We start from the raw sequence: 23,939 nt of genomic DNA, 5'->3' as shown, positions 1-23,939 counted from the left end.
AGGATGTCAGAAAAGCAAATGTATATAACCCTCTCCGATATTATCGAAGGCAGTGATAGCAAGCAGAGGAGACGCACCGGAAGGAGAGTGGAAGCCGTGAAAAACACATTCATCCTTGGAATCGAGGGTACTGCCTGGAATCTGAGTGCCGCAATCGTGACTGAGAACGAAATCATTGCTGAGGTTACAGAAACTTATAAACCCGAAAAAGGCGGAATTCACCCAAGGGAAGCCGCCCAGCACCATGCAAAATATGCAGCAAGTGTAATCAAAAAACTCCTTGCAGAAGCAAAAGAAAAAGGTGTAGAGCCTTCGGATATTGACGGAATAGCTTTTTCTCAGGGCCCCGGACTCGGACCCTGCCTTAGAACCGTTGCAACAGCAGCCAGGATGCTCTCCCTGTCTCTCGGGATCCCACTGTTAGGAGTCAACCACTGCATCGCCCATATAGAAATAGGGGTCTGGCGAACCCCGGCAACCGACCCTGTAGTTCTTTATGTAAGCGGGGCAAATTCCCAGGTAATCTCATATATGGAAGGGAGGTACAGGGTCTTTGGTGAGACTCTTGATATTGGCCTGGGAAATGCCCTTGATAAATTTGCGCGGGGAGCTGGCCTGCCTCATCCCGGAGGGCCTAAAATCGAGGCTTGCGCTAAAGACGCAAAGAAATATATCCATCTCCCGTATGTGATTAAAGGAATGGACCTCTCATTTTCCGGGCTCTCAACAGCTTCAAGCGAAGCCCTGAAAAAAGCTTCTCTTGAAGATGTCTGCTATTCATATCAGGAAACAGCTTTTGCAATGGTTGTGGAGGTTGCAGAACGCGCCCTTGCCCACACAGGAAAAAAGGAAGTGCTGCTGGCAGGCGGTGTAGGTGCAAATACCAGGCTTCGCGAGATGTTAAACGAGATGTGTGAAGCCAGAGGTGCAAAGTTCTATGTGCCCGAAAAGCGCTTCATGGGCGACAACGGGACAATGATCGCATATACCGGGCTCCTGATGTATAAGTCAGGAAATACTCTCTCCCTTGAAGATTCGCGTGTGAACCCGAGTTTCAGGACCGATGATGTGAAAGTGACCTGGATAAAGGAAAAGGAAATGAAAAAGGTCCCTGAAATTTCTCCTGAGATATTCCTCAGGACTCCCCCCGGAGAGATGCTTGACAACGGGGCTGAAGCTGTTATTTACCTTGAGGATGGACCGGAAGGAAAGAAAGTGCTTGTTAAGGAAAGGGTTCCCAAGGTTTACAGGCACAGAGGAATAGATGAGAGGATCAGGAGAGAAAGGAACCGGACAGAAGCCCGCCTGATGTCTGAAGCCAGGCGTACAGGAGTGCCTACGCCAATCATCTACGATGTTGAGGAATTCAAGCTCAAAATGCAGTTCATCGAAGGAGTTCCCATTAAGTATCTTATAACCCCAGAGGTTTCGGAAAAGGTCGGAGAGCTTGTTGGCAGGCTACACAGTTCAGGTATAGTACACGGAGACCTTACCACTTCAAACCTCCTGCTTGCAGGCGAAAGGCTTTACCTTATCGACTTCGGGCTTGCTTATTTTGATAAAAGCCTGGAAGCCAGAGGTGTGGACGTCCATGTGCTTTTCCAGACTTTTGAAAGTACACACCGCGACCACGAAACCCTTGTTAAAGCTTTCAAAAAAGGGTATGGAAGTACTTTTATAGGTTCAGAGGATGTACTCAGGCGAGTAGAAGAGATAAAAAAGAGGGCTCGCTATGCATAAGATTATCTTTGTTACGGGAAATAAGGGCAAGTTTGCCGAGGTAAGGGATATCTTCAAAACTTTCGGGATCGAAGTCATCCAGAACAAAAATGGTTATCCTGAACTCCAGGAAAATGAACTTGAACCGATTGCTGCTTACGGGGCACAGTATGTTGCAAACAAACTGAACATGCCTGTGATGGTAGATGACTCCGGGATATTCATAAATGCTTTAAACGGTTTTCCAGGCCCCTACTCCCGTTTTGTGGAAGACAAACTGGGAAATCTCAAAGTGCTCAAAATGATGGAAGGAGAAGAGGACAGGACCGCATATTTTAAAACCGTAATCGGATATTGTGAACCCGGAAAAGAACCCCTGGTCTTCCCTGGTATTGTGGAAGGGAAGATCGCATACGAAGAGCGTGGAACAGGTGGTTTTGGATATGATCCTATCTTCGAATACAGGGGCATGACCTTCGGGGAACTCGGGGACGAAGAAAAGAATAAGGTTTCCCACCGGCGCAGGGCTGTAGATAAGTTCCTGAAATGGTTTTCCAGAAAGTCTTAACTTTTATTCTTCCAATTTGTGCTTGAGCATATCAAGAGCCACACTGAGCTGATTTAAACCCAGTTTAAGGGCAACGGTAATGACCTTGTTATTTGAAGTATGGCCAAACTCTCGTTTGATTGCAAATAAATCCATTATGCACTGCTGGTCCAGAACGAGAGGCCCATCAAGCAAGTCTTTTGAGGTAGGCTTTTTGTCTTTAATTTCAGTTTTCTTTGGCTCGGTTTTTGACCCGTTTTCAGATTTTGCCGTTCCTCCTCCAGCTTCAGGTCTCGGCCCCTGTAAGTATTCCATTTGCTGGAGGCATTGAGTCAGGCAAATATTTTTTATAAATTCTTCAACTTCCATTTCGTTAAGAGCTGCATACTTTTTTATTCCCTCAAGTTGTTCCTCAGAAAAAGGGATACATAACAGATTTTCGTCGCATTCCTTGTTTATTCCAAACCCTCCTGTGTTTTCCGATGAATTGTACTTTTCACTTACTGTTTATATTTTAAGTGTTATCCTATTCCAGCTTTTTTTGTATTCAAGCTTTCTTTGATTAGTCTTCTCCTGTTATTCTTTAACCTGTTCTTTATCTTCAAGTTTTCCTTTTTGTTTTAAACTGCCGGAAAAATACCTCCTCCGATGGAGTAAAATTTTTTATTATGTAAACCTCATTTATCGTTATATGAAAAAATTTGTTTTAGACACTGTGGCCGCAGACACGATCCCACTTAAACTTGTAGTATATCTTGGGCTTCTGGCTACAGTAGTGCTCCTTCTGGCCCAGGCCTGGAATGTAGTAGCCTCGCCTGTCCTTCAGGAAGCGAAAATTAAAACCCAGGCAGAAACAGCCTCCCTTTCCCTTCTCTCGATCCAGGGGGGGTATGCCCGAGACCCTGCAGACAGGTACAGCCCTGAAGGGAGCATGTGCACCCTGACCTTTTCTCTCCCGCTGTCTGTCAGGTACATCAGTTTCGGAGTGGACCCTGATCAGGAATGCAATGGCAACCTGACCGACTCCGGGTGGATTCCGGAAAACAACACCCTTATCTACCAGTACAAAAACGGAGTTAAAAAAAGAGTGCTGATTGAAGGAGATGCCATTCACTTTATAAAAGGCATCCAGAATCCGGAAAGCATCTGGATTCCTGCCGAAAGCCAGGACAGCAGCGAGACGTCATCAGTGTTCGAAAGCACAGCAGTAGTCATAGAATCCCCGGTTTCAGGTGAGTTTCTGTTCGAAATGGTTACCCAGGACGGCATAAGATACACAATGGCCCGGTTCTGATCAGGAACATATCAGGAACATATCAGGAACATATCAGGAGTCCGAAATCAGTAACGCTCTTGCCGGGGCTCCATCGCAGCCCTCAACTTTCAGGGGAAGGCACAGGAAAAAATACATTCCGGCCTCGACTGAGCTGAGGTCAAGACATTCCACGATGTTCACGTTATTTGAAAGAAGCGTGTGATGAGCAGGCAGGCTTTCTGAGGAGAGGCTGTCCACGGAAAAAACATCGATTCCTACTGTTTTGAACCCATTCTGGACAATCCAGGCTGCAGCAGTTGCATCAAGGTAAGCAGATTCCTCAAATACCCTTTTCTTATCAAGTCCTCCTACCCGAAAGCCCGGTATTTCCGGACTTTTTTCATTTCGGACAGAAGCCGTTGTTTTCAGGAGGAGAATGGAAACATTTTCAGTATTTTTCTGGTCATTGTTTCTCTGGTCTTTGTAAGCCTTATCAAGAATATTGCCTGTCAATGCCCCGTTTATTTGGGAAAAATCCAGAACAACCGCCTTACCCATAAGGTTTTCAATGTTCAGTCTGTCAACTGAAAGTCCATCTTTCAGGATGTGAGAAGGAGCGTCAACGTGCGTGCCTGTATGGCTTCCAAGACTCAATCTGGATACTGCACAACCGTCATTTTCAAGAGTGAGGAACTTTTCGATTGAAGGCTCGGGGTCTCCAGGAAAGATAGGGGTAAAAGAAGAAATAGGGACTGTAACATCTATGATCTTTCCCTTAACTGGGATTTTTTTCGGGTCAAACATCTCTTTCCGACCTTTTCCTGACTTTTTCGGACTTTGTTCTGATTTTTTTGGATTTCAATCAACTTGATTCTCATGTCATTCCATGTAAATAATGGATCTGTTAGTACATTCATCTATGCATTTCATGCAAAGGTTACACTTTTCAGGATCAATTTTTGCAAGCTCGTTTTCTTCATAAATGGCACCTACAGGACATACATCCTTGCATTTTCCGCACCTTTTGCAGCCGAAAACTACAACATATCCTTCCTTCTCTGACATCAGTGAACCTTTGGTATCTGATAGATATATTTATTTCTGAACCATTAAGTTTTGAACCGGATCCGGATTAATTTCTTTTCATTTAGTGGATCTCATTCGGAGACAGGGGAGGTATCCGGAAACAAGCCTTATATAGGACAAAAGTATATGCAGTCTCAGGTATGGAAAAGTTATCCAAAGATGAGACAGGCTCCTTTTGCAGTTACCTTTCAGAAGGCTGCAGGCTATGCCAGCAGGGCGCCAAAATGGTGCTCTTTGTAACGGGTCTGTGCCCTAAAAGCTGTTTTTACTGCCCACTTTCCGATGAAAGGCATGGAAAAGACCTGGTTTTTGCAAACGAAAGGCTTGTAAAAAGCGATGAGGATTTGTTGAAGGAAGCGGAGCTTATGGATGCCCTCGGGACAGGGATTACTGGTGGGGAGCCTCTAATTAAAGTGGAGAGAGTCCTGCACTACATTCACCTGCTTAAGTCCTCTTTTGGGAAAGGTCATCATATTCACCTTTATACTTCTCTTGCTCCTGATAGGGAAACCCTTGAAAAGTTAGCAGAAGCAGACCTTGATGAAATCCGCTTCCATCCTCCGCAGGCAGTCTGGGGAGAGCTTATGCACAGCCCTTATGCAGATACCCTGCGAAATGCAAAAGATCTGGGGATGGAAACCGGAATAGAAATTCCTTCCCTTGAAGGGGCAGAGAAAGTTGCGGCTTTCGCAGAGGAAATGGGAATTTTCCTTAACCTGAACGAACTGGAATTTTCTGATAATAACTCAGATGCCCTGTATAAAAATGGTTTTTCCCTGGAATCAGATATTTCCTGTGCTGCTGCCGGGTCCCATACTTATGCTGAAAGTGCTTCTAGTATGTGTAAAAGAGTTCATTTCTGTTCTTCGACCTATAAAGATGCAGTCCAGTTGCGCAAAAGGTTTCAGAGGATTGCAAAAAATACAGCAAGAGAATTTGATGAAATCACGGAAGACGGCACTCTTATCTATGGGGTCATCAACGGAGGGAACCAGGAACTTGCAGAAGAAATTCTCAGGGATACAGATGTTCCAGATAAATTTTTCGAAGTAAAGGAAGGAAAAATTGAGGTAGCCTGGTGGGTGCTTGAAGACCTTAAAGCCGAGCTCAAAGAAGAACTTGAACCCCTTGGGACAAGCCTTTTCATTATTGAAAGGCATCCTTTTGAAGACGGGCTGCTTGTTGAACTTATCCCTCTATGAGGGCATCTGCCCGGATTTATATCCTAACTCCTTTTAAATAAAATGGACCAAGATTTTTTCAGCGAATTCACTCAGAAGAAATATCTTATAAAAGACAGGTCTAATAGAAGATAGATAAAGAGTTTAGAGAACTGCTAATCTTCTCCATGATTTGATCAAATCTGGAGATCCTAATGTTCTAAAATCCGCTTCGTGTGAAAAAATACGCTATATCCTATATTTGAAAAAGGATCCCTTATGCCATATCCGGTCGTACATGTCCTGTTTTTTTTGTTTTGCGTCTGCGCGGTAGCTGTATATGCTACAACAAAGGCGCTCTATTGCAGAGAGCTCTCATTCAGAAACTCAGGGACACTACTATTGCTGATGTTTGTAGGTGGTTTATGTACTCTGTTCCCGGACATAACGGCTGTATATAATCTACTCGTAAACGGCACTATAGAACACTGCTGGATTGGCTCGGTCCCGACGCATTCATTCCTGTTCAGTTCTACTGCAATTCTGTTCGGGGGGGTTGTCGGATATGTTGCATACAGGGAATTCAATAAAACGCATATGAAATTCTTCGAATAACAGGCACAAAGAAATGAAAGTACTTTTTTTTCCTTACCTTTTTTACCTATCAACCTCATCATTCTCTTGGGCAGTAAGGTTGTACTTATTTTGGTTCTTTGAAGCCGTGATAAAACTAACCAGTGAATTGCCATCGAAGGCTCAAATGTGACTTTGATCACGGATGCTAAATTGGCCTTTGAGGCAATTCTACTGCCCAAATTAATTTGGTGATCTAATTTGGTGATCTAAATTGGTTGAAGTCATTAACAAAGCTTGTGGTTTAGACATTCACAAACTCTTTTTCATTGCTACAATCCTCAGTAGATCTGGTGAAAAACAGCAACAATATTTCTCTAGAACCCCTGACGAAATTTTAGCTTTTAAAAACTGGGTTATATCAGATAAATGTGACGTTGTTGCCTGTGAATCAACGAGTGACTTTTGGGTTCCGATTTATGATGCGTTGATAAAACATCTACCTGTTATAGTTGGAAATGCCCGAGATATGAAGGCGTTTACACACAAAAAAACAGATAAGATCGATTCCGAATTCATCGCACAACTTGCATTGAATAATATGATTCAACCATCAAGAGTTTTCCCAAAAAACCATAGAACATTTCGTTCATGTATCCGGCTTCGCCATAACCTTGTACAAAAAAGAACAGATATAAAAAATGAAGCTCACGCCATACTCGCACCTGAAATGTTTAATCTGAAGAATGTGCTAACAGATATTTTTGGTAAGAGTGGTAGAGCAATTCTATCAGGAATTTGTTCAGGTAAAAGCGTTGACCAGATTATAGCAAGCCTTTCCCCAAATGTTCGTAAAAAAAGTGATCAGATAAGGGAAACTCTGGACAGAGAAATCTCTCAAGGTGCTGCATTCAGGCTTCAGATCTGTCTGGATATCATAAAGCATCTTGACAATGAAATCAAAATTTTGGAAAAAGAAATATTCAATTATGCTTATAAAAATCATAAGCAAGAAATGGAAATTTTAATGTCTGTTCCAGGAATAGGAGAACTTGGAGCGGCAACTCTTATTGCTGAAATAGGCGATTTCAAAGATTTTTCTTCAGGGGATAAGCTTGCTTCATGGCTTGGCATAGTTCCGAATGTGTACCAATCAGCGGATAAATACCATAACGGAAGAATCACTAAGAGAGGATCTAAGGAAGCAAGGTGGATTCTAACACAGATTGCTCAGGCAGCAGCAAGAACAAAAAATAGCAGGTTAAAAGAGTTTTTCAACAGAAAAAAGAAGTCGATTGGGCATTCAAAGGCAATTATTGCCCTGGCAAGAAAAATTGCAACAATTATATGGCATCTGATCACAAACGAGGAGATGTATGAAGATGAAACTGGATATAAAAAGGGGGAAATTCAAAAGAGAAAGATAGTGGAGACTGAGATATTCTCAGTTGATGAAAGGATCAAAATAATGAGTGAAATATATGTAATTGCGAGAAATGAAGAAAGAGAGAGTACGTGAGGAAGATCTCCTCATATACTTTCATGCTAAATAGGTGCAAAAAAGCAGCATCCGGAAGGAAAAATTATTTTAGGCTCCTTCCGGGCCGGGTTATCTAATAAGGATTTGAGTTGTGAGATTTCCCGGACAGGCTACTTCTTTGAGTAGTTTGCTTCTCCTGAGATTTTACTTTACTGAGATTTTACTTTACTGAGATTTTATTTTCCTAAAATATTAGTTCTTTTCAGATTTTTCCGGCTGTAGAGCCTTAATTTCTCCATGCTCTATACTGTATGTTTTGACAGCTTTCGGGGCTCCAAGAAGGAGCTTTCTTATCCTGTTATAGACGCTCGGGAATTTCTGGGAGTCCAGTTCTCCAAGGAGGTCTGCCAGGATCTTTACCAGTGGGATATGATACTTTGGTGCCATCTGGTCTATGTTTGCAAAGGCATTGAGCATGTTGACTGTGCTGTATTCGTTTACAGGAGCCAGCTTTCTCAGGATTTCTGCAAAGAGGGCCCTGCCTTCTTCGGTCTGGAGGGATTTCTTGCGGTTCCTTGCAAAGCTGCCGTAAAGGGCACGCTGATCGTTTGTCTGTTCGATCCTGAAGGCGGCTGACCTTTCCATTTCCCTGACCAGTTCGACTGCATCAACACTGCTATTGTTCCCTATTACTGCAAGGAAAGCTTCCCAGGCAACAAGGTTCTTCTTTGATTCAGCTTCAAAGGCCCTCAGGACTTCAATTTTATCTGGAGCCGAACTGTTCAGGTACGCGGCAAATGCGCTCAATCTGTCCGTTGCACAGGCTGCGGTCTCAAACTGCTGTTTTATCAGGGCATGGATTTCAGGGGTATCGAGGGTTGCAAGGACTCCGAGGCAGACATTTTTAGCCTGCCTGCTCTTGATCACCCTTGCTGTTTCTTCCAGAGATGTATCTTCCGGAACCGAAACATTTTCAAAGAAGTGGTAGGCGGAAATCATGGAATTCCTGTATTTCCAGGCAACTGCTTTCAGGAGCTTTTGCTTTACGTCATAAAGTTCCTGATAGTGGTGAGCAAATTCTTCGTCTTCTACGGACTCAAAGATAGTAAGGAACTGCCCTCCTGCCCTTTCGAGAAGTTGCCGGTCATTAAAGAGCCTGTAGTAGAGTTCTATAAAGTCTTCGGAGGGGGCCGAACCTGGAACTTTAAGGAGCCTCAGCTTTTCCCGGTCCACAAGGGTATAAAAGGCTGTAAACCTGCCCGTGATGTCGCTGTCCTTCCTGACCTGAAGCAGGAGCTCTTCCTGGCTTGCCCTGTAAATGAGTTTCCCGTAGAAGGAGTAACCTCTGTTCAGGGAAAGGAAAGAAGGCATGTCCACGTTTTCAATCGTAATCTCTTCAGTTTCCCCGCTGACCTTTACCAGGACTTCTGCAAGGTCTTTCCCGTTTTCATCCACAAGAGCTGCCCTGAACGGGAACTCCCAGGGTTTTCCTCCGGTAGGGACCTGTTGTTTGAGGAAGAAGGTAAACTTCCGAGAAGGCATGTCGTATTCGGCTGAGACCTCGACTACAGGGAACTTTGTCTGCTTCAGCCAGGTTTCGGCCATTTCCTTTAAAGGCTGCCCGCTTTCTTCTTCCATGGCTTCGATCCAGTCCTGCGTGGTCGCGTTGGAGTGTTTGAATTTTTTGAAATAACGGTCCAGGCCCCGGACAAAAGTATCTTTCCCTATGAGGGTTTCGACCATGCGCACGTATTCGGGGGATTTTACATACGTAACGGCAGTGATGAGGTCATTCGGGTCATTGAAGCCGTCAGGGATGATGGGCATAGACGCAGCTCCCGAGTCCAGGGCAAAAGTCCCTGATGCCGGAGCAAGCAGGTCGAGCACCCTGCCAAGCCTCTGGTAATCCTCTCCGAAAAGGAAGGCGTGGTACTGCTCTTCCACATGCACGGTCACAGCTTCATTTAACCAGATCTCAAAGGGGCTTTTTCCCGTAACCTCGGACCCGTTCTGGTTGTGGTAATATTCATGCACCTTGACACTTATCATGTACTCGAAAGCCGGATCCGTGATCTGCTGGAAAGGCATTATACGGTTTGTGGTAATTGTGGTGTTCCCGACATTTTCCATGCCCCCGAAGTCCGAGTTCTGCATCCCGATCTCCCTGTAGACAGTTCCCGTATATTTGTACCCCGGAGTAATAGCCCTATCAAGTCCTGCAAGCTTTTCCCTGACCTTCCGGAGCTCTTCCAGCGTAGCCCCGGGCTTTGCCTCAAGTTTCATTCTCTCTCGCCTGCGGACAAGCTCCCAGAGCTCTTTCCTGATAGGCAACTTGGCTTCATCGAATTGCTCAGGCCCTGTAAAGAGATAGACCCACATGGCAGAATCATGCAGGATGTCAAGCGCTTTTTCGGCAGCTTCTACACTTGAGCCGGGCGGCACGAGCAGTTCCAGCATGAAAGTATCTCCATCCGGGTACTCAAATTCCCTAGTAAAAGTCGCATAAGTCCCCACGCCCAGGAAAAAGAGGTATGTCGCCATCGGAGTAACGGAGTTTTCATAAACTATTTTGTCCCTGCCCGGCTTTACGGTATGCCGTTCAACCACAACATCCCCGTTTGTGATAAGGTTCGTGTACCTCGAGTCAGCAATGATGGTTGTCCTGTACGTGCATTTTGCGCACATGTCGTCAATGCACGGCACGATCCTCTGGAACCCCCACTGCTGGCACTGCGTGATCTGCTGTGGAGGAGCCCCTGCCGGCGTCTCGTCATAATACAGCCCCTCAAGGATGTTCTTTGTAGGTCTGCAAACCGTATCCGTAACAACCACAATCTCAGTATGCGGAGGAATCACGTCCATGAAATTAATTTCAAGGATCGCATCATCCTGCCTGTACCTGTAAGAAACCTCAGACTGTATGCAGCTCACAGCCCGGATCTCAAGGTCCCTGCAGTTTAACTCCAGCGTCTCAAGAGGTGCATCCCTGGTCCTGACCCTGAGCAGGGACTTCACATTCGTCCTGTCATCATAGACATCAAATGTCAGGTCCATATGCAAAACGTCAACAGTAAGTTCCCCGAAATCTTCAGGATAATATTTGTACAGCCTATTTTTCATAAAAATGTCACCGAGTAAATGTTATGAGAGTTATATTGTGGGATAGAAAAGGGAGGGATGAGATTTAAAGGTGTAGTTTGGGGGGAGAGGAAAGATTTGCATCTACTGTATAATTTTATTAGCAAATCTATCTTTTAAGCTGCTCGGGTAGATACCAAAATAAATCGTCCTTTTTCAGCACGTTCGCACTCCTCCAACTTATCTCAAGGATTGAGAAATGGGGTATTTTAATCCGCCGAAAATGGGGAATTTTAATCCGTCGTTGACACACTGGGAAGTCGTTGAAGAATGAGGAACTGGAGACGCCTGTGGGGCTGTCTGAATATAACTGTTTTATTATATTTCCCGGCGGACTGCTCCCCTTTCTCCCCACCTACCGTTTATCCAGTTCTCTACTATTTTATCCCGCGACAAAATCCCCAAAATCGTGAAATCCTCAAACCGGACCCCGGGGTGCAAAATCCTTGATGACGATCGGGAATACCTGAGATACCTTATTAAAAAGCTTCTGTAGGAAGTTATGGAGTTTACGGAAACCCCCTGCGTCGAGGAACTGGCTGATGTGAAGGAGGTCATTGATACATTTTCCGGAATCAGGGGGTTTGAGGATGTTTTGAGTGTGCAAGAGAGGAAGAGGGAGGAAAGAGGCGGATTTGGTGGGAGAATTTTGCTTATGGGGGTTTTTGAGGAGAGGGAAAAGTAAGGGTTTGTGGGAAAGTTTTTTTTCGAAATTTCTTGGTGTTTGGAGCCTGATTATTACTAATACGAAAAACGTGGGAAAGGTAACTGAGAACTGAATGAAGCAATTGAACTCTACTTTGGAGATGAAGAGGATCAGATCGTGGCTGTAGGACAAGTTTTTACTACAACAGTGGAGATATCTTTCCATGTCAAAACTTCCTACCCCTTCAGTTTACGAATTATATAGAGCACTAAGGCTTCACTAAATAGTTCATTTTTCGTCTTACTCATTTAAAATACATGTGTAATGTTGTTTTCCGAGGAACTCTCTGACAAAACCAAAAAATTTATTAATTTAATAAGTTTTCCTGTATTACATGCTACTATTTAAAAATTCAGCTAAAACTATGGAGGGCGTTCTCAATAACGCAAAACATGCTACAGATGGGAAACCACATGATATCAAGCCGGGTGATATAATATTGATAGCCCAAACTAAAAGCACGCTCTCGTCTGGGCAGAAACCAATTCGTTGGATAATGAATTTTGTCTCCTGTGAGGAAGACATAGATAATTTAAGCGATAGAATCTGGGGAAAGCACTGGCGATATATAATTAGCGGAGAGAACGTAAGACCTGTAGAACCTTTTGATATAAACGAAATAAAAATTACTTCCAAAAACTACGATGCAGTTCAAACTTTTGCTGTGATAGAAGCTGAAGATGAAGGCAGAGTATTGAATTGGATATCCGAGGCTGTAAATACTTATGTATCTGGTAAAGCTATCATCTCAGAAGAGTTTAAAGAAGGAAAAACTCTGGACTACGATGAAGTGATAAAAAAGTTAGATCTTAAATACAGAAATACCCCAGAATTTAAAGAAACTATAGTCGAGTTGATACAAAGACCTTCCTTATTATCTAATGCAATTAAAGAAAAATACGGCTACAAATGTATGATATGTGGATATCCAGGGTTTTTTAAAAAGAACGGTGAGAAATATGCAGAAGTTCACCATATGATAGAATTAAATAAAAAGGCGCCGGAAACCCTTCAAAGCTGGAATTTATTAGTTGTTTGCCCACTGTGCCATAAAAAGTTACACTATGCTGATGTGAAATCGGAGTTTTTAGATCCCGGATGGAAAATAGTGATTGATGGCCAAGAACATATTATTAATTGAACTCATCCCAAAAATGATTTTTTCTTATCCTGATATCGGCTGATAATTGAAGGTAGAGTGGGTTTACTAGTTGCTTATCGGCCTGCCGCCCGAAAAATAAAAATGAAGTCTTAAAAATCCCGCCTGGGGGAATTCGGTTCCGTTTATTTTCTGCCGGTTGTGCGGAGATCGGAAGGGAGCAACTAAAAATAAAACATTTTTCTGGATACTGTTTTTAAACAATAATATCTGCCTTAAAACTTTTGATAATGGTTATAGATACTCGAAATCTCAGTTAATATATAAATCAGATCATGTGTATGGAATTACAGATATTGGATGTTATTTTAAAAATATCGCAAAAAAACTGTATCGAGAAAAAGGATTCAGAAAATACAAAACACTTGCCAAATTTAGGTTACAATCAAAATGCACAAATATTTTTGACACGTTAAACAAATCATGAATTTTGACTTGACTCTAAATAAAGAATATACTAAAGAAGAAGTAGAAACAATCTTTAGTACCAATTTTGGCTATGGAATAAAGGGGATAACGCTAAGAAAATACAAAAATGGAAACCCATACATCATTTTGTTTTCAAAAGAAAATGGGCCATATTCAGATGAATTTAGTGAAAATGCTTTTTACTATGATGGTGAAGGAATCAACAAAGATCAAAAATTAACAGCAGCGAATAAAGCTCTCGTTAATGCAAAAGAGGATCGTAGAACAATATATGGATTTAGACAAGAGAGTAAAAGAGGAATGTGGAGATATATTGGTATACTCAAAGTGTTGGATTACGAGTACGTTCCTAAAAACGGGTTTAAAACTTATGTTTTTAAATTAGGCAAGGTTTCGGACTATTAGTTGTATGTTAAAAAATCCGGACTATATCGGCAATATACAGTTTGTCGTCATGGTTCTCTGCAAATGCTTCAACTATTTTTGCCTGGGGGCAGTCCCCGAAGATTTCAGATAAAACAGACATGGTTTCACCTATAGTATAGAATCTAGCCTTTAGCGTATAATAATGAGACGCTTATATTGTTTATTAGCTTTTTGAATTGCTGAAAAAATGGTAAAGAAGTTGCGCGGCGGACTTTATTTCGATCTCGGATTTTTGTTGCTTTTGTCAATCAGTTAATGAAATTTCTGCCCAACGTTTTGCTTTTTCGCTTAATATTAACAAAGGCAGTTCCGGGGAAGTTCTGAGCAGCCGCCCACAACCAAAAAATAAAAAGTGAGTCTTAAAATTCTCCCACCGCCCGAAAAATAAAAATGAAGTCTTAAAAATCCCGCCTGTGCGAAACTCAATTCCACCTCTTCTCCACCATTTGCGCAGATTGCCGAGGCCACCTAAAAACAAAAATAAAGTTACATCGCCTCCCCTGGGTGAAGAGAAAAAAGTTACCTCCCCATAAGGACAAACTTTCAAAACCAATCATATTCTTTCTTTCGTATCTTGGTCCAGGTCGAGCAGGATTTTTATTCTATCAGGGTGCAGCCTTACTTCAAAATCCAGACTTCATCACTGGGTACGTACTTCTCTTTTTCTTCAAGTTTTTACTGGCTGGTTGCTTATCAGCCTGCCGCCCAAAAAATAAAAATAAAGTCTTAAAAATCCCGCCTGTCCGAAATACAACTCTGTTTCTTCTCTGACGGTTGTGCGGGGATGATAAGAGAGAAGCGACTAAAAATAAATTAGGCATTTCCACAAGAAGAACTAAAGAAAATATTTATAAATTAAAGAAAAAAGGTTTCCTCAAAAGAGTCGAGCCAGCCAGAGGTGGACACTGGGAAATCGTTGAGGAATGAGGAACTGGAGCCGCCTGTGGGGCTGTCTGAATATTACTGTGTTATTATATTTACAGGTGGGCTACTCCCCTCTTCCCCCACCTACCGTTTATCCAGTTCTCTACTATTTTATCCCGCAACAAAATCCCCAAAATCATAAAAGCCTCAAACCGGACCCCTGAATTCAAAATCCTATGAGTGAGTAAATATATTTTTTAAGCCATGGACCTCCCCTCTCTCCCAATCTACCTTTAATTAGTTTTTGATCCTGCACCAAACCGGTCCGCGACAAAATCCCTTAAATCATAAACCTCAAGCAGGACCCCGGAATGGAAAATTTTTGATAGGAACGACAATATCTGAGATTTTTCCCCACGATAAATTTATCATTAGAACAAATAAAAATACTATTAATTATGCTGGCACTGGTTGAAAACGCTAGCTTGGCAACTGATAGAAAAAAGTTACTGAAAAGAATTTGAAGGGAATTAATAGAATGCCCTTATACAGAAATTTAACGAACGGGGGGAAAAGATAATGCCTACAAAAGAAGAGATAGAAAGCCAGATTATGGACCTCTGGGATGAGATCTTTGATCTTGAAGACAAAAGTAAGGAAGAATTGGAGGCTAAGTATGCAGAATGGAGGGAAGTAGAACCACGACTGGACGAAGGGGTAGATGAACTCGCAATACATATAGAGGCAATGAAAGGGATCAGTGACGAAAGCATGTTTATTTACAGAGAAGTAAAGGAAATCAAAATCAGGTACAAGCAGCAGAAGGATAAGATACAGGCAAAAATAGATGCACTGAATGAGGAAAAGGCAAGGATTTAAAGATTCACTTGTTGATTTTTCAGAGCAAAGACTGGCTTAAGATAACTGAAATAGATTTTTCCAGGTCTCTTTTTTACTTTGCTTTCAACCAACTTTTCGGATGAGATCAAGAGTGAAAAAATAATGTGTATCACGCGGCAATCTCATCAAAATTCAATTCTCCGGCAGCTACGGAATGCAAGAGTAGTTTAGATTCGTGAAACTAACCCCATAGTGCCAGAACTCAACTAGGCAAATAAAAAAATATTCAGACACTTGTGAGAATTTTGAAAAAAAGTACGGGATGGATTCAGATCTATTTATGGAAAAATTCGATTCAGGAGAACTTGGAGACAACGGTGACTTTTTCAACTGGTATGCAGCAAAAAGGAGACTAGACGTCTGGAATAAGATCAAGTATAAATACCAGTGGCAATCGTCTGAAGGTGAACTATTAAAGAGATGGGATAACGATCCACACCATCGAGAACTCAATACATTCCAGGATCACGTTCATGATCCAAATGGGGTGTATCCTTCTTCTGCTATGAATCTAAAATCAATACTTTACAAAGGTTTCAATCTTGAAAATGCGTCTCATACTTCGTTCTTCGCAAGTTATATATACTATCCACAATAAATAGTAATATTGTATAAAAGTCTCTAACTTGGAGCGTGTTTTTTAATATAAATGTTGCACCAGAAGATCAATAGAACTGAACCTTCAGATGCATCTGTTGAAGTTTTCAGCTTTTTATCTCGTTTTAAGGGCTTTATAGAAACTAGTTTCTACGCTGTAAAGTTAGGGGATACTATTTAAATTGAGCTTAATTTGAGCTTAATTTGAGCTGGTTGAAAGCTGCCTGCAATAAAAAGCTGAATCAAGTAAAAAACACAAACCAAAACAAAATAAAAACAAACTAAATACAAAACACACCTTTAGCACCTTTATTTACGAGGTCCGAAACAAAATGTCAGAAGAATCAGATGATCCAGACAGTAGTGATAGTAGTGATAGTAGCAGTCGTCAGAAAATGTTCACAGCAGCCGGAATGGTCCTGTGTGTAATACAGTTTTCCTTCTTCGTATACATGATTATAATGTTCATGAAGATGGACTTTGCCCAGGGCTTTAAGTTCATGCTGCTTGCATACTCTTCAGCATTCATTTATAATAACATGGAGAACTCCGGGATAATCCGTCTTGTAACCCGAAACTGATGACGGTGCAGGTTCAATTTCCAGACCTACACTTTCTACATCTGTCTGTTCTGAATTTTTTCCTTATTTTTTTTCTTTTTCCTTATTTTTTTCTTTTTCCTTATTTTTGTCTTTTTCCTTATTTTTTTTCTTTTTACAAAGGGGGATTTGTAGGATAAATTTTTGAATAATGTGATCGTGATAAAATACTTATATTTTTGGATCTTAGCCTTATATATCCTGACTTTGACAGTTAGATAAAAATAAGTGCTCTTTGTTTTGTGTTATTCGGTCAAATGAACATCACAAAACAGAGAGCATTCCCTACAATTCCTAACAAGAATATATGTGTTCCTATCGGATCGATTCTTGCCGTCCAACTCTTTTATGAAAAGCTTAATTTCTGTGATATTTTTGGCAAACATAAAAACAAGGGTCTTGATCTCAATAGTTTGCTGATCGGTTTGCTAAGCTACAAGCTGACTGAAAATTTTAGTATCAAAGAAGCTGGCAAATGGTTAAATCAGGAAGAAATTCTCGAGATATTGAATCTTGAAAGGTTTCATGAAAGAGTTCTTTACAGAACTCTTGAACTCTTAGGACGTAACAGAGAGGAAATTCTCTCTGATATTCTGGATTCTCTATTTTCTGTATATGGTTTTGAAGAGACGGATATAAACCTGGATTGGACGAGTATAGTCCTTTATGGGACTAAATCCAACCTTGGTAAATACGGGTATAGCAGAGATCACAGGCCTGATAAGCTGCAGATAACTGTTGGAATTAGTGAATTAGCTAACCCCATTAACATACCTATTGGAGTTACAGTGAATAAAGGAAACGTTCTTGATCTTGAGCACTTTTCTGACACTTATAACCAGGTGAAAAGTAGACTTAAAAAAGGCTCTCTTATTGTTTTTGATAAAGGAGCTAATACCAAAGATAATATCGATATTATACAGGATGCTGAGATGGACTATCTCACTTCCATGAAACTGAATACGAGTGACGATAAAATAATTGAGAAATTTGATCTGGAAAGAGCAGAACTGATAGATTCCAAAAAAGGTATATATGGGATAAAAATAGTCAAGCCTAGCAGCATTAAATATTTCTATTTCTCTGAAGCTCTACAGAAAAGGCAATTAGAATCAAAAGCAAGAGCTGTTATGAGGAAATTAAAGGAAGCAAAAGAGATTCAGAAGGCCATCATAAACAACAAAAAGCTTCCTAAGAAATTCAGAGTAAATAATGAGTTGATCGAGATTGATTACTCTTTTAGAACTAAGCTAGAAGAGCTTAGTGACGAGGAAGCTGTAGAACTCCTAAAAGCTTCACTGATTAATGGAAGAGAAGGATTTTTCTGTCTGAAATCAAACAGGCATTTGACACTTGAAGATGCATTGATAACATACAGAAAAAAGGATTCTATTGAGAAAATATTTCATTCATTGAAAAATGAAATTCAGATTAAGCCATTAAGGGTGTGGTCGGAAGATAGCATTTATGGGGCCATTATCCTTGGGTTTATCGCCCAATTATTCATATCGCTGATGCGATATGAAGTTGAAGAGCTAAAACACACGTCTACAAAATTCATTAAAAAAAGCTTGAAGAATTTGACACTTACAATCAAGTTCAAGATAAATGGTGTCAAAAACCATATTTTTGCGAATTTTGACTGGATCAATAGCTTGATAGTAGCAAAAAGGAATGAAATTACATAGAATATATAATAAATTTTTATAAATTTATAGGACTTGTCAAGCCCGATTGAACCAAAAAAGAAGGGAAATATTCAGTACCAATTAGTGGGTACTGTCAAACTGAGGATATATCCTGTATTCCTTAGATTCCGGAGGATACAACTCATTAATAAATAGAAAAAGGGATATAAGATCAATATTTAGTACCAGCAACCTTTTTTAGTACCAGCAACCTTTTTAGTACCAGCAACCTTTTTAGTACCAGCAACACTTCTTCTATGGGATAAACATGGACCTTAAATTGCAGATTGATACCGATTACTCGCTGCAGGCAGCAAGCGAGGTTATTCACTCGGCTCTGGAACATGAGAAACATCTTGCGAAATACAAGGTATACCGCTACGCCATGATCTGCGATGAATTTGAAGACCAGTACGACCTGATCTCCACGGAATTCATAAAAAAATTCGAAGCCGGCGAATATATGGATGACGAAAAATGTTTTGACTGGTATGCCGCAAAAAGAGGGCTCGACCACTGGAAGATAAAGCTGGCTGTCCTCAATGCCATCAAGTTCTAACTGCCAGAATGCCATTCGGTACAAGAGTCATACTCTTTCCTGCAGTTTATTCTCTTAACCTGTAGAATACTTTTTTCTCTTAACCTGTAGAATACTTTTTTCTCTTAACCTGTAGAATACTTTTTTCATATTCCTTCTTTCGTTTTCCTTCCTTTTTTCCAAACACTGAGAGAGTGTCTAAATTTTATGACAATATATAAATAGCGGTTCTGTCATAAATTAATCAGTAGTATTTTTTTTACGGTGTACCAATGAGGGAGAAAATCAAACTAACAGAGCTGGTTTTTCTGTCAGATAAAAGGAAGAAACTTCTTCTTTTTCTGAAAGACAAGCCAAGGACTATGGCTGAAATTCAGGAACACCTTTCAGCAGACCCTGTTTCAATCCTCCCTCAGATCAAAAAATTGAAAGAAGGTAATCTTGTTGTACAGAAAGAGCATACCTATGAGCTTTCTTTAATGGGAGATATAATCGCTGACAAAATGCCGCCTTTTCTGGACACCCTGGAAGTCCTGGAAGAAAATTTCGACTACTGGACGAAAAGGAACCTTGAAGGAATTCCTCCTTTTTTACGCAAAAGACTTTTTGAACTGAAAAACTGCAAACTCATCCTTCCAGAGGTGAGCCACATGTTCGAACTTAACCCTGAATTTGTAAAAAAACTTCATCATTCCACGCATATTCTCGGTTTTGCGTCCTATTTCCACCCTTCATTTACCACACTCTACCCGGAACTTGCAAAAAAAGGAGTGGAAATTTCGTTAGTGTTTACAGAGCCAGTGTTCCAGAGGTTCAAAAAGGATTACAGAGAAGAACTGTGCACTTTCCTAAATTTTGAAAATGCAAGGGTATTCATCTTCTCACAGAACCCTAAAATTGCAGACTTCACAGTAACAGATAAGTTTTTTCTGCTCACTCTTTTCCCCAAAAAGAAGTTCTTTGAACACGAAAGCCTGCTAAGTTCCGCACCTGAAGCCCTTAAGTGGGGCACCGATCTTTTCTCTCACATGCTAAAAGAAGCAATTCAGGTAAAAAAGGTTTGAATTTCATATTCCAGACATTTATTGTAAACCTGTATTTATCCGTATACATAACCTTCTAAACCGGTTCTGTTATTGCAAGGTCTATAAAAAGACTTTTTCAGGTAATAAACCTGTCCAATTGTTTATTTTCATAATTGCTTTATATGAAATAGGAGACTATTCTTAATCGGGATAGACATGAGTTTCACGCTTAACATAGAAACTGATTTTTTACCTCAGGAAGTATGTGAGGCTATCCGTTCGGCTCTTGAACATGAAAAGCATGTTGCAAAATACAAGGTCAAGCGGTATTCCATAATCTGTGAGGATTTCGAAACAAAGTTCGGGTACAGCTCAAGTGAGCTCAGGGCGAAGTTCGAAGCCGGAAACATGGGAGATGAAAGTGATTTCTTTGACTGGTATGCGGCAAAAAGGGGATTGGACCACTGGAACAAAAGGCTTGAGATCCTTTCAGGGATTTCCCTTTGAGAGGCAGCCATAAATAGATGTTTTTTTGAGAAATTCTGCTTTCCTGTTTTCCGAAAATGAACTTTGAAACCCGGAACACTCTTCTACGGGACCGTATATTTATTTCTCGATCTTTTGCTGCTGGACCACACAATCAAGTTCTGTCAACTACCCCTGAGCTAAAACTCAGGGGCTTGTCTAACAAGCCCTAGTTGACCAGACCACCGATTAGGAGCTTTGGAAAATCGGTAAACGATAGGAAAGAAATAGTTACCCTTGAATATTAGGAGCTTTGGAAAATCGGTAAACGATAGGAAAAAAATAGTTACCCTTGAATGTCGCCTCAGTTTAAGGCTCATTGGGACATAAGCTCAAAATATCCCTTAGCATAAGAAATGGCTATACCGATGAAATGGGCTTAATTGATAGAATCCATCTCCACCTTCGAGAGAAATACTCCCATATTGCTTTTACAGTTAACAGGGAAGAAACCGAGAACATTTATTATCAAGGTATTTATTTCAAGATTAGTGTTTATTGATTTCAAGATTAGTGTTTATTGATTTCAAGATTAGTGTTTATTGATTTCAAGATTAGTGTTAATGATGTAGAAATTGTAGATGGTGACTTTGTTGATTGGACACAAAAGTTGCTTGGCAACAAAAAAGAACGCTTATAACCAGTGGAGCAGGAGTTAATTTACAGCTTATTACAGGGATACTGGATAAGAGGATTTGAGGGTTCGTGACGATCTATTTTTATCATACTTTAAAAAATTGAGTTCAGGATAAGTTATTAATAAAGCTCCATTCTCCGGTCTTCAAAAACAGGAATAGCCTTTCGAATCTCTCCTTTTTCCTCAAGGTCAAGGTCGCAGACAATCACACGCTCCTTGCCGCCTGCATCGACTTTTACCTCACCCCAGGCATCAATAATCATCGAGTTTCCGAAGTACGTGCAATCAGGAGCAGAGCCTGTCCTGTTACAGGCGATGTGAGGGATCTGATTTTCGATCGCTCTTGCCTTTGCAAGAGTTTTCCAGTGATCAGACCGGGGGTTAGGGAAAGCAGCTGTGGTCACAAGTAGGTCAGAGCCGGCAAGGGAAAGTTTTCTTGCAACCTCGGGAAAACGGAGCTCATAGCAGATTTCAAACCCGATTTTCAGATTCTGTTTTTTAAGGGAAATGGGCTCAATCGAGCTGCCTTTTGCGAAATAACCGTTTTCGGCTTTGAAGGGGTGGGTCTTCCGGTAGGTGCCTGCAAGGATTCCAGACTCAAAACAGAAGCCAAGGTTGTAGTAGAGAGCAGAATTTATACATTCCGTAGAATTCTTACTTTCCGGAATTTCCTTTTCTTTCCCGGAAAGATCATTTTCTCCTTCTGTAAAACCTTTTTTTCCACCATCCCTTCCACCGCCTTCTCCGCTATCCTTCTGAATAATTGAACCCAGGATGATGCAGTCATTTGCTTCGGAAAAACATGCAAGGTTTTCAAGAGTGGGAGACGGAAGGCTTTCTGCTACATGACTGAAGTTTTCATAGCAAAAGCCTGTGGAAAAGACCTCTGGAAAAACAATTAACTCAGCTCCTTTCTCAATGGCTTTGAGAGCCATGCAAAGGGCCTTTTCAAGGTTTTCCTGTTTATTGCAGTGAAGCACATCCATCTGGATACAGGCAACTTTCATAATCAGACCAACATATCTGCTATTTAAATCCTGATTGTAATTCTGATTTGCATAAAGTTTTTCAGGGCAACAGAGTAGTTTGCTTGCTTTTTGCTACCAGCCCTTCAAGGTCCATCCTGTGTCTTATCATCCCTGCAAGCACTTCATTTGCAAGCCTGGTTACCTCTTCCCTGTTTTCCCGGATTTCGTATGCAGGATCATCTGCAGGGACCTCAATTTTAGTAATGTCGGCTCTGGCTTTTTTCAGGAGCGAGTCAGGGACTTCGCAAACTATTCCGGGTTTTTCCATGTACTGGTCAAGGTGTTTCTGGGTGATTCCTACAAGTTTTAACTCTCTTCGGAAACAGGGCCTTTCAAACAGTCTGGAAATAACATAAACACCAACAGGAATTCGGAAATCCAGATCTATTTTCAGGAGCTGCATCCTGAAAAGGAGGAAAATATCTTCAGAATCAGAGGGATCTGTCGGCCTGGGTTCCCTGCCTTTTTCTGGCAGAGGCTCCTTGCCTTTTTCAGGCAAAGCATAAATTTTGGAAGGGGGAACTTCGCTTTCCTCCAGAAATTCAAGATCCCTGAGTGCCCTGAGATAGCCGGTCAGAACCAGCCGGTGTTCTTCTATCCCTTCAGCTTTCAGTTCCCGCGAGAGTCCGCTGATAGAGAGCTGCTTACCGTCAAGCAGTTCCATAACTTTAAGGTTGAGTTTCTCGGCCATTGTCTCTGCCTTTATGTTGACATCAGGGTTAATTAATGGTAGTTCGGTCTTCAGGCCTGAGGCCAGAAAAACACAATCATCTGCTACAGTAGCGCATGTAATCATGTCCGCACTTCCGAAAGTTTCCGGAAAAAACTGAATATTTCCTGTCATTAAAAAACTGTGGACAGGAAAATTGCAAGGAGTAACACACGATGTAATTATCCTGCATGATATAAAGCTTATGAGAGATTTTACAAAAGGGCTAGAAAATGGAAGAATTCCATTAAGAGAATGTAAACACGAGATAATCTAAGTAAGAGAGTGTAAACGTAAAAAAATCTTAAAAGTAATATATTAATTGTGAGTAAAGAAAGAGAAATTGAACCTCTTTCCAGCAAAATTGAAGGGCAACGCTTAAAAATGATAATTGCTATCTCATTTAAGTTCAAATTGATGATTTCTCAAGGATGTAAAGATGATCACAAAGTTAATTCCGAGAAAAGTATTCTTTACAAGTGGAGTTGGTACACATCCCGAACAACTTGAATCATTTGAGGTTTCACTCCGGGATGCAGGTATTGAAAAATTTAACCTTGTAACTGTAAGTTCTATCCTGCCCCCAAAATGTAAAATTGTGACAAAGGAAGAAGGTCTGCAAGAACTGAGCCCTGGAGAGGTGGTTTTCTGTGTGATGTCCAGGATCTCTTCCAATGAACCGAGAAGAACGTTAAGTACTTCCGTCGGATGTGCACTTCCCAGGGATATAAGCAAGCACGGCTATATTTCCGAGTATAATGCTTACGGAGAAAACTCACAGGATGTAGAGGAACATGCAGTAAAACTTGCAGAAAGCATGTACAGCACCTGGACAAATGAGGCACCTCTCAAAACCTTCAGCATCCCCAGATCATCTACCGTACACGAAAGTGGAGACTGGATGACTGTAATATCCGCAGCAGTTTTTATTATTTAAATAAAGAGGAGTTTCGGACAAGAACTCCAGTAATACTGTTACTTCATATACATAATAGTACTATTTACAGACATTATTTACAGACATTATTTACAGACATTACTTATTTAAAGAAATAACCAGACCTCTATTGTCCAGCATCTAATCATCATTGAAAGCTATTCAGTCATCATTATAAACTATCTTAGAAACGACTTTGACCTTACTATCTCTT

At 41.0% G+C, this 23,939-nt stretch carries 23 protein-coding genes; 17 read left to right on the top strand and 6 right to left on the bottom strand.

The genetic code is table 11. The features are described 5' to 3' along the window. Window positions 1-18 precede the first annotated feature (18 nt). Together MSWH1_RS12865 and MSWH1_RS12860 are read left to right on the top strand one after the other, a co-directional pair. Window positions 19-1,740 (top strand): bifunctional N(6)-L-threonylcarbamoyladenine synthase/serine/threonine protein kinase, encoded by a 1,722-nt coding sequence (locus MSWH1_RS12865; RefSeq protein ID WP_082088144.1) that lies wholly within the window; start codon window positions 19-21, stop codon window positions 1,738-1,740. Further along, entirely contained in the window at window positions 1,733-2,287 is a 555-nt protein-coding gene (locus MSWH1_RS12860) for an XTP/dITP diphosphatase (protein ID WP_048129115.1), read from the top strand. The genes MSWH1_RS12865 and MSWH1_RS12860 overlap by 8 nt, the downstream gene beginning before the upstream one ends. Window positions 2,288-2,290: 3 nt before the next feature. Here MSWH1_RS12860 and MSWH1_RS12855 read toward each other — a convergent pair whose 3' ends face one another. Beyond that, entirely contained in the window at window positions 2,291-2,635 is a 345-nt protein-coding gene (locus MSWH1_RS12855) for a hypothetical protein (RefSeq protein WP_048129113.1), read from the bottom strand. 322 nt (window positions 2,636-2,957) lie between these two features. Here MSWH1_RS12855 and MSWH1_RS12850 point away from each other — a divergent pair, with 322 nt between their 5' ends. Then, window positions 2,958-3,560, top strand: coding sequence for a hypothetical protein (locus MSWH1_RS12850; RefSeq protein ID WP_048129111.1), 603 nt, complete (start codon window positions 2,958-2,960; stop codon window positions 3,558-3,560). 33 nt (window positions 3,561-3,593) lie between these two features. On the opposite strand, the gene MSWH1_RS12845 is transcribed toward MSWH1_RS12850, so the two are convergent. Together MSWH1_RS12845 and MSWH1_RS12840 are read right to left on the bottom strand one after the other, a co-directional pair. Beyond that, window positions 3,594-4,325, bottom strand: coding sequence for a cyclase family protein (locus tag MSWH1_RS12845; protein WP_048129110.1), 732 nt, complete (start codon window positions 4,323-4,325; stop codon window positions 3,594-3,596). Between the two features lie 75 nt (window positions 4,326-4,400). Beyond that, complete coding sequence (locus tag MSWH1_RS12840) at window positions 4,401-4,586, bottom strand: DUF362 domain-containing protein (RefSeq protein ID WP_048129108.1); 186 nt, start codon at window positions 4,584-4,586, stop codon at window positions 4,401-4,403. A 161-nt stretch (window positions 4,587-4,747) separates the two neighbouring features. Here MSWH1_RS12840 and MSWH1_RS12835 point away from each other — a divergent pair, with 161 nt between their 5' ends. The 3 genes from MSWH1_RS12835 (at window position 4,748) to MSWH1_RS12825 (ending at window position 7,859) form a co-directional block, all read left to right on the top strand. Next, entirely contained in the window at window positions 4,748-5,809 is a 1,062-nt protein-coding gene (locus tag MSWH1_RS12835) for a radical SAM protein (RefSeq protein ID WP_048129106.1), read from the top strand. A gap of 237 nt (window positions 5,810-6,046) precedes the next feature. After that, window positions 6,047-6,382: a hypothetical protein gene (locus MSWH1_RS12830; RefSeq protein ID WP_231591783.1), complete on the top strand. Its 336-nt coding sequence runs from the start codon at window positions 6,047-6,049 to the stop codon at window positions 6,380-6,382. 232 nt (window positions 6,383-6,614) lie between these two features. Beyond that, window positions 6,615-7,859 carry an IS110 family transposase gene (locus MSWH1_RS12825; protein WP_048125153.1) on the top strand — a complete coding sequence of 415 codons (1,245 nt, stop codon included), beginning with the start codon at window positions 6,615-6,617 and terminating at the stop codon, window positions 7,857-7,859. A gap of 213 nt (window positions 7,860-8,072) precedes the next feature. Here MSWH1_RS12825 and MSWH1_RS12820 read toward each other — a convergent pair whose 3' ends face one another. Further along, on the bottom strand, window positions 8,073-10,940 hold the full coding sequence (locus tag MSWH1_RS12820) for a M1 family metallopeptidase (protein ID WP_048129104.1): 2,868 nt from the start codon (window positions 10,938-10,940) through the stop codon (window positions 8,073-8,075). A gap of 520 nt (window positions 10,941-11,460) precedes the next feature. Here MSWH1_RS12820 and MSWH1_RS17625 point away from each other — a divergent pair. The 10 genes from MSWH1_RS17625 (at window position 11,461) to MSWH1_RS12760 (ending at window position 20,396) form a co-directional block, all read left to right on the top strand. Next, window positions 11,461-11,643, top strand: a complete 183-nt coding sequence (locus tag MSWH1_RS17625; protein WP_052723179.1) for a hypothetical protein — start codon at window positions 11,461-11,463, stop codon at window positions 11,641-11,643. 385 nt (window positions 11,644-12,028) lie between these two features. After that, window positions 12,029-12,805: an HNH endonuclease gene (locus tag MSWH1_RS12810; protein WP_048129102.1), complete on the top strand. Its 777-nt coding sequence runs from the start codon at window positions 12,029-12,031 to the stop codon at window positions 12,803-12,805. Window positions 12,806-13,258: 453 nt separating this feature from the next. Next, window positions 13,259-13,657 (top strand): YDG/SRA domain-containing protein, encoded by a 399-nt coding sequence (locus MSWH1_RS12800; protein ID WP_197074595.1) that lies wholly within the window; start codon window positions 13,259-13,261, stop codon window positions 13,655-13,657. Window positions 13,658-15,121: 1,464 nt separating this feature from the next. Beyond that, the gene (locus MSWH1_RS12790; RefSeq protein ID WP_048129094.1) at window positions 15,122-15,421 is read left to right on the top strand and encodes a hypothetical protein; all 300 of its coding nucleotides are present in this window, start codon (window positions 15,122-15,124) and stop codon (window positions 15,419-15,421) included. A 301-nt stretch (window positions 15,422-15,722) separates the two neighbouring features. Further along, window positions 15,723-16,040 (top strand): DUF6516 family protein, encoded by a 318-nt coding sequence (locus tag MSWH1_RS12785; RefSeq protein WP_156148182.1) that lies wholly within the window; start codon window positions 15,723-15,725, stop codon window positions 16,038-16,040. A 331-nt stretch (window positions 16,041-16,371) separates the two neighbouring features. Further along, the gene (locus MSWH1_RS12780; protein WP_048129089.1) at window positions 16,372-16,620 is read left to right on the top strand and encodes a hypothetical protein; all 249 of its coding nucleotides are present in this window, start codon (window positions 16,372-16,374) and stop codon (window positions 16,618-16,620) included. Between the two features lie 275 nt (window positions 16,621-16,895). After that, entirely contained in the window at window positions 16,896-18,326 is a 1,431-nt protein-coding gene (locus MSWH1_RS12775) for an IS4 family transposase (RefSeq protein WP_048130170.1), read from the top strand. Window positions 18,327-18,594: 268 nt separating this feature from the next. Next, the gene (locus MSWH1_RS12770) at window positions 18,595-18,885 is read left to right on the top strand and encodes a hypothetical protein (protein WP_048129086.1); all 291 of its coding nucleotides are present in this window, start codon (window positions 18,595-18,597) and stop codon (window positions 18,883-18,885) included. A gap of 251 nt (window positions 18,886-19,136) precedes the next feature. Then, the gene (locus MSWH1_RS12765) at window positions 19,137-19,928 is read left to right on the top strand and encodes a winged helix-turn-helix domain-containing protein (RefSeq protein WP_048129084.1); all 792 of its coding nucleotides are present in this window, start codon (window positions 19,137-19,139) and stop codon (window positions 19,926-19,928) included. Window positions 19,929-20,105: 177 nt separating this feature from the next. Further along, a complete protein-coding gene (locus MSWH1_RS12760) occupies window positions 20,106-20,396 on the top strand; it encodes a hypothetical protein (protein WP_048129082.1) in 291 nt (96 codons plus the stop codon). Window positions 20,397-21,170: 774 nt separating this feature from the next. Here MSWH1_RS12760 and MSWH1_RS12755 read toward each other — a convergent pair. Both MSWH1_RS12755 and MSWH1_RS12750 read right to left on the bottom strand, forming a co-directional pair. After that, a complete protein-coding gene (locus MSWH1_RS12755; RefSeq protein WP_048129080.1) occupies window positions 21,171-22,058 on the bottom strand; it encodes a nitrilase-related carbon-nitrogen hydrolase in 888 nt (295 codons plus the stop codon). A gap of 61 nt (window positions 22,059-22,119) precedes the next feature. After that, entirely contained in the window at window positions 22,120-22,923 is an 804-nt protein-coding gene (locus MSWH1_RS12750; protein WP_231585465.1) for a hypothetical protein, read from the bottom strand. Between the two features lie 304 nt (window positions 22,924-23,227). On the opposite strand from MSWH1_RS12750, the gene MSWH1_RS12745 reads away from it, so the two are divergent. Further along, entirely contained in the window at window positions 23,228-23,725 is a 498-nt protein-coding gene (locus tag MSWH1_RS12745) for a pyruvoyl-dependent arginine decarboxylase (RefSeq protein WP_048129078.1), read from the top strand. Window positions 23,726-23,939 lie beyond the last annotated feature (214 nt).

Origin of the sequence: Methanosarcina sp. WH1, from assembly GCF_000970005.1 — an archaeon.
In the GTDB taxonomy this organism is placed as follows: Archaea; Halobacteriota; Methanosarcinia; order Methanosarcinales; family Methanosarcinaceae; genus Methanosarcina.
Note: the sequence above shows the minus strand (reverse complement) of the source record. Positions and strands in the feature narration are given on the sequence as shown.

Coding starts and splice junctions, on each gene's coding strand:
- MSWH1_RS12865 (WP_082088144.1), top strand. CDS start 19: ATGTATATAACCCTCTCCGATATTATCGAAGGCAGTGATAGCAAGCAG.
- MSWH1_RS12860 (WP_048129115.1), top strand. CDS start 1,733: ATGCATAAGATTATCTTTGTTACGGGAAATAAGGGCAAGTTTGCCGAG.
- MSWH1_RS12855 (WP_048129113.1), bottom strand. CDS start 2,635: ATGGAAGTTGAAGAATTTATAAAAAATATTTGCCTGACTCAATGCCTC.
- MSWH1_RS12850 (WP_048129111.1), top strand. CDS start 2,958: ATGAAAAAATTTGTTTTAGACACTGTGGCCGCAGACACGATCCCACTT.
- MSWH1_RS12845 (WP_048129110.1), bottom strand. CDS start 4,325: ATGTTTGACCCGAAAAAAATCCCAGTTAAGGGAAAGATCATAGATGTT.
- MSWH1_RS12840 (WP_048129108.1), bottom strand. CDS start 4,586: ATGTCAGAGAAGGAAGGATATGTTGTAGTTTTCGGCTGCAAAAGGTGC.
- MSWH1_RS12835 (WP_048129106.1), top strand. CDS start 4,748: ATGGAAAAGTTATCCAAAGATGAGACAGGCTCCTTTTGCAGTTACCTT.
- MSWH1_RS12830 (WP_231591783.1), top strand. CDS start 6,047: ATGCCATATCCGGTCGTACATGTCCTGTTTTTTTTGTTTTGCGTCTGC.
- MSWH1_RS12820 (WP_048129104.1), bottom strand. CDS start 10,940: ATGAAAAATAGGCTGTACAAATATTATCCTGAAGATTTCGGGGAACTT.
- MSWH1_RS17625 (WP_052723179.1), top strand. CDS start 11,461: ATGGAGTTTACGGAAACCCCCTGCGTCGAGGAACTGGCTGATGTGAAG.
- MSWH1_RS12810 (WP_048129102.1), top strand. CDS start 12,029: ATGGAGGGCGTTCTCAATAACGCAAAACATGCTACAGATGGGAAACCA.
- MSWH1_RS12790 (WP_048129094.1), top strand. CDS start 15,122: ATGCCTACAAAAGAAGAGATAGAAAGCCAGATTATGGACCTCTGGGAT.
- MSWH1_RS12785 (WP_156148182.1), top strand. CDS start 15,723: ATGGAAAAATTCGATTCAGGAGAACTTGGAGACAACGGTGACTTTTTC.
- MSWH1_RS12780 (WP_048129089.1), top strand. CDS start 16,372: ATGTCAGAAGAATCAGATGATCCAGACAGTAGTGATAGTAGTGATAGT.
- MSWH1_RS12775 (WP_048130170.1), top strand. CDS start 16,896: ATGAACATCACAAAACAGAGAGCATTCCCTACAATTCCTAACAAGAAT.
- MSWH1_RS12770 (WP_048129086.1), top strand. CDS start 18,595: ATGGACCTTAAATTGCAGATTGATACCGATTACTCGCTGCAGGCAGCA.
- MSWH1_RS12765 (WP_048129084.1), top strand. CDS start 19,137: ATGAGGGAGAAAATCAAACTAACAGAGCTGGTTTTTCTGTCAGATAAA.
- MSWH1_RS12760 (WP_048129082.1), top strand. CDS start 20,106: ATGAGTTTCACGCTTAACATAGAAACTGATTTTTTACCTCAGGAAGTA.
- MSWH1_RS12755 (WP_048129080.1), bottom strand. CDS start 22,058: ATGAAAGTTGCCTGTATCCAGATGGATGTGCTTCACTGCAATAAACAG.
- MSWH1_RS12750 (WP_231585465.1), bottom strand. CDS start 22,923: ATGACAGGAAATATTCAGTTTTTTCCGGAAACTTTCGGAAGTGCGGAC.
- MSWH1_RS12745 (WP_048129078.1), top strand. CDS start 23,228: ATGATCACAAAGTTAATTCCGAGAAAAGTATTCTTTACAAGTGGAGTT.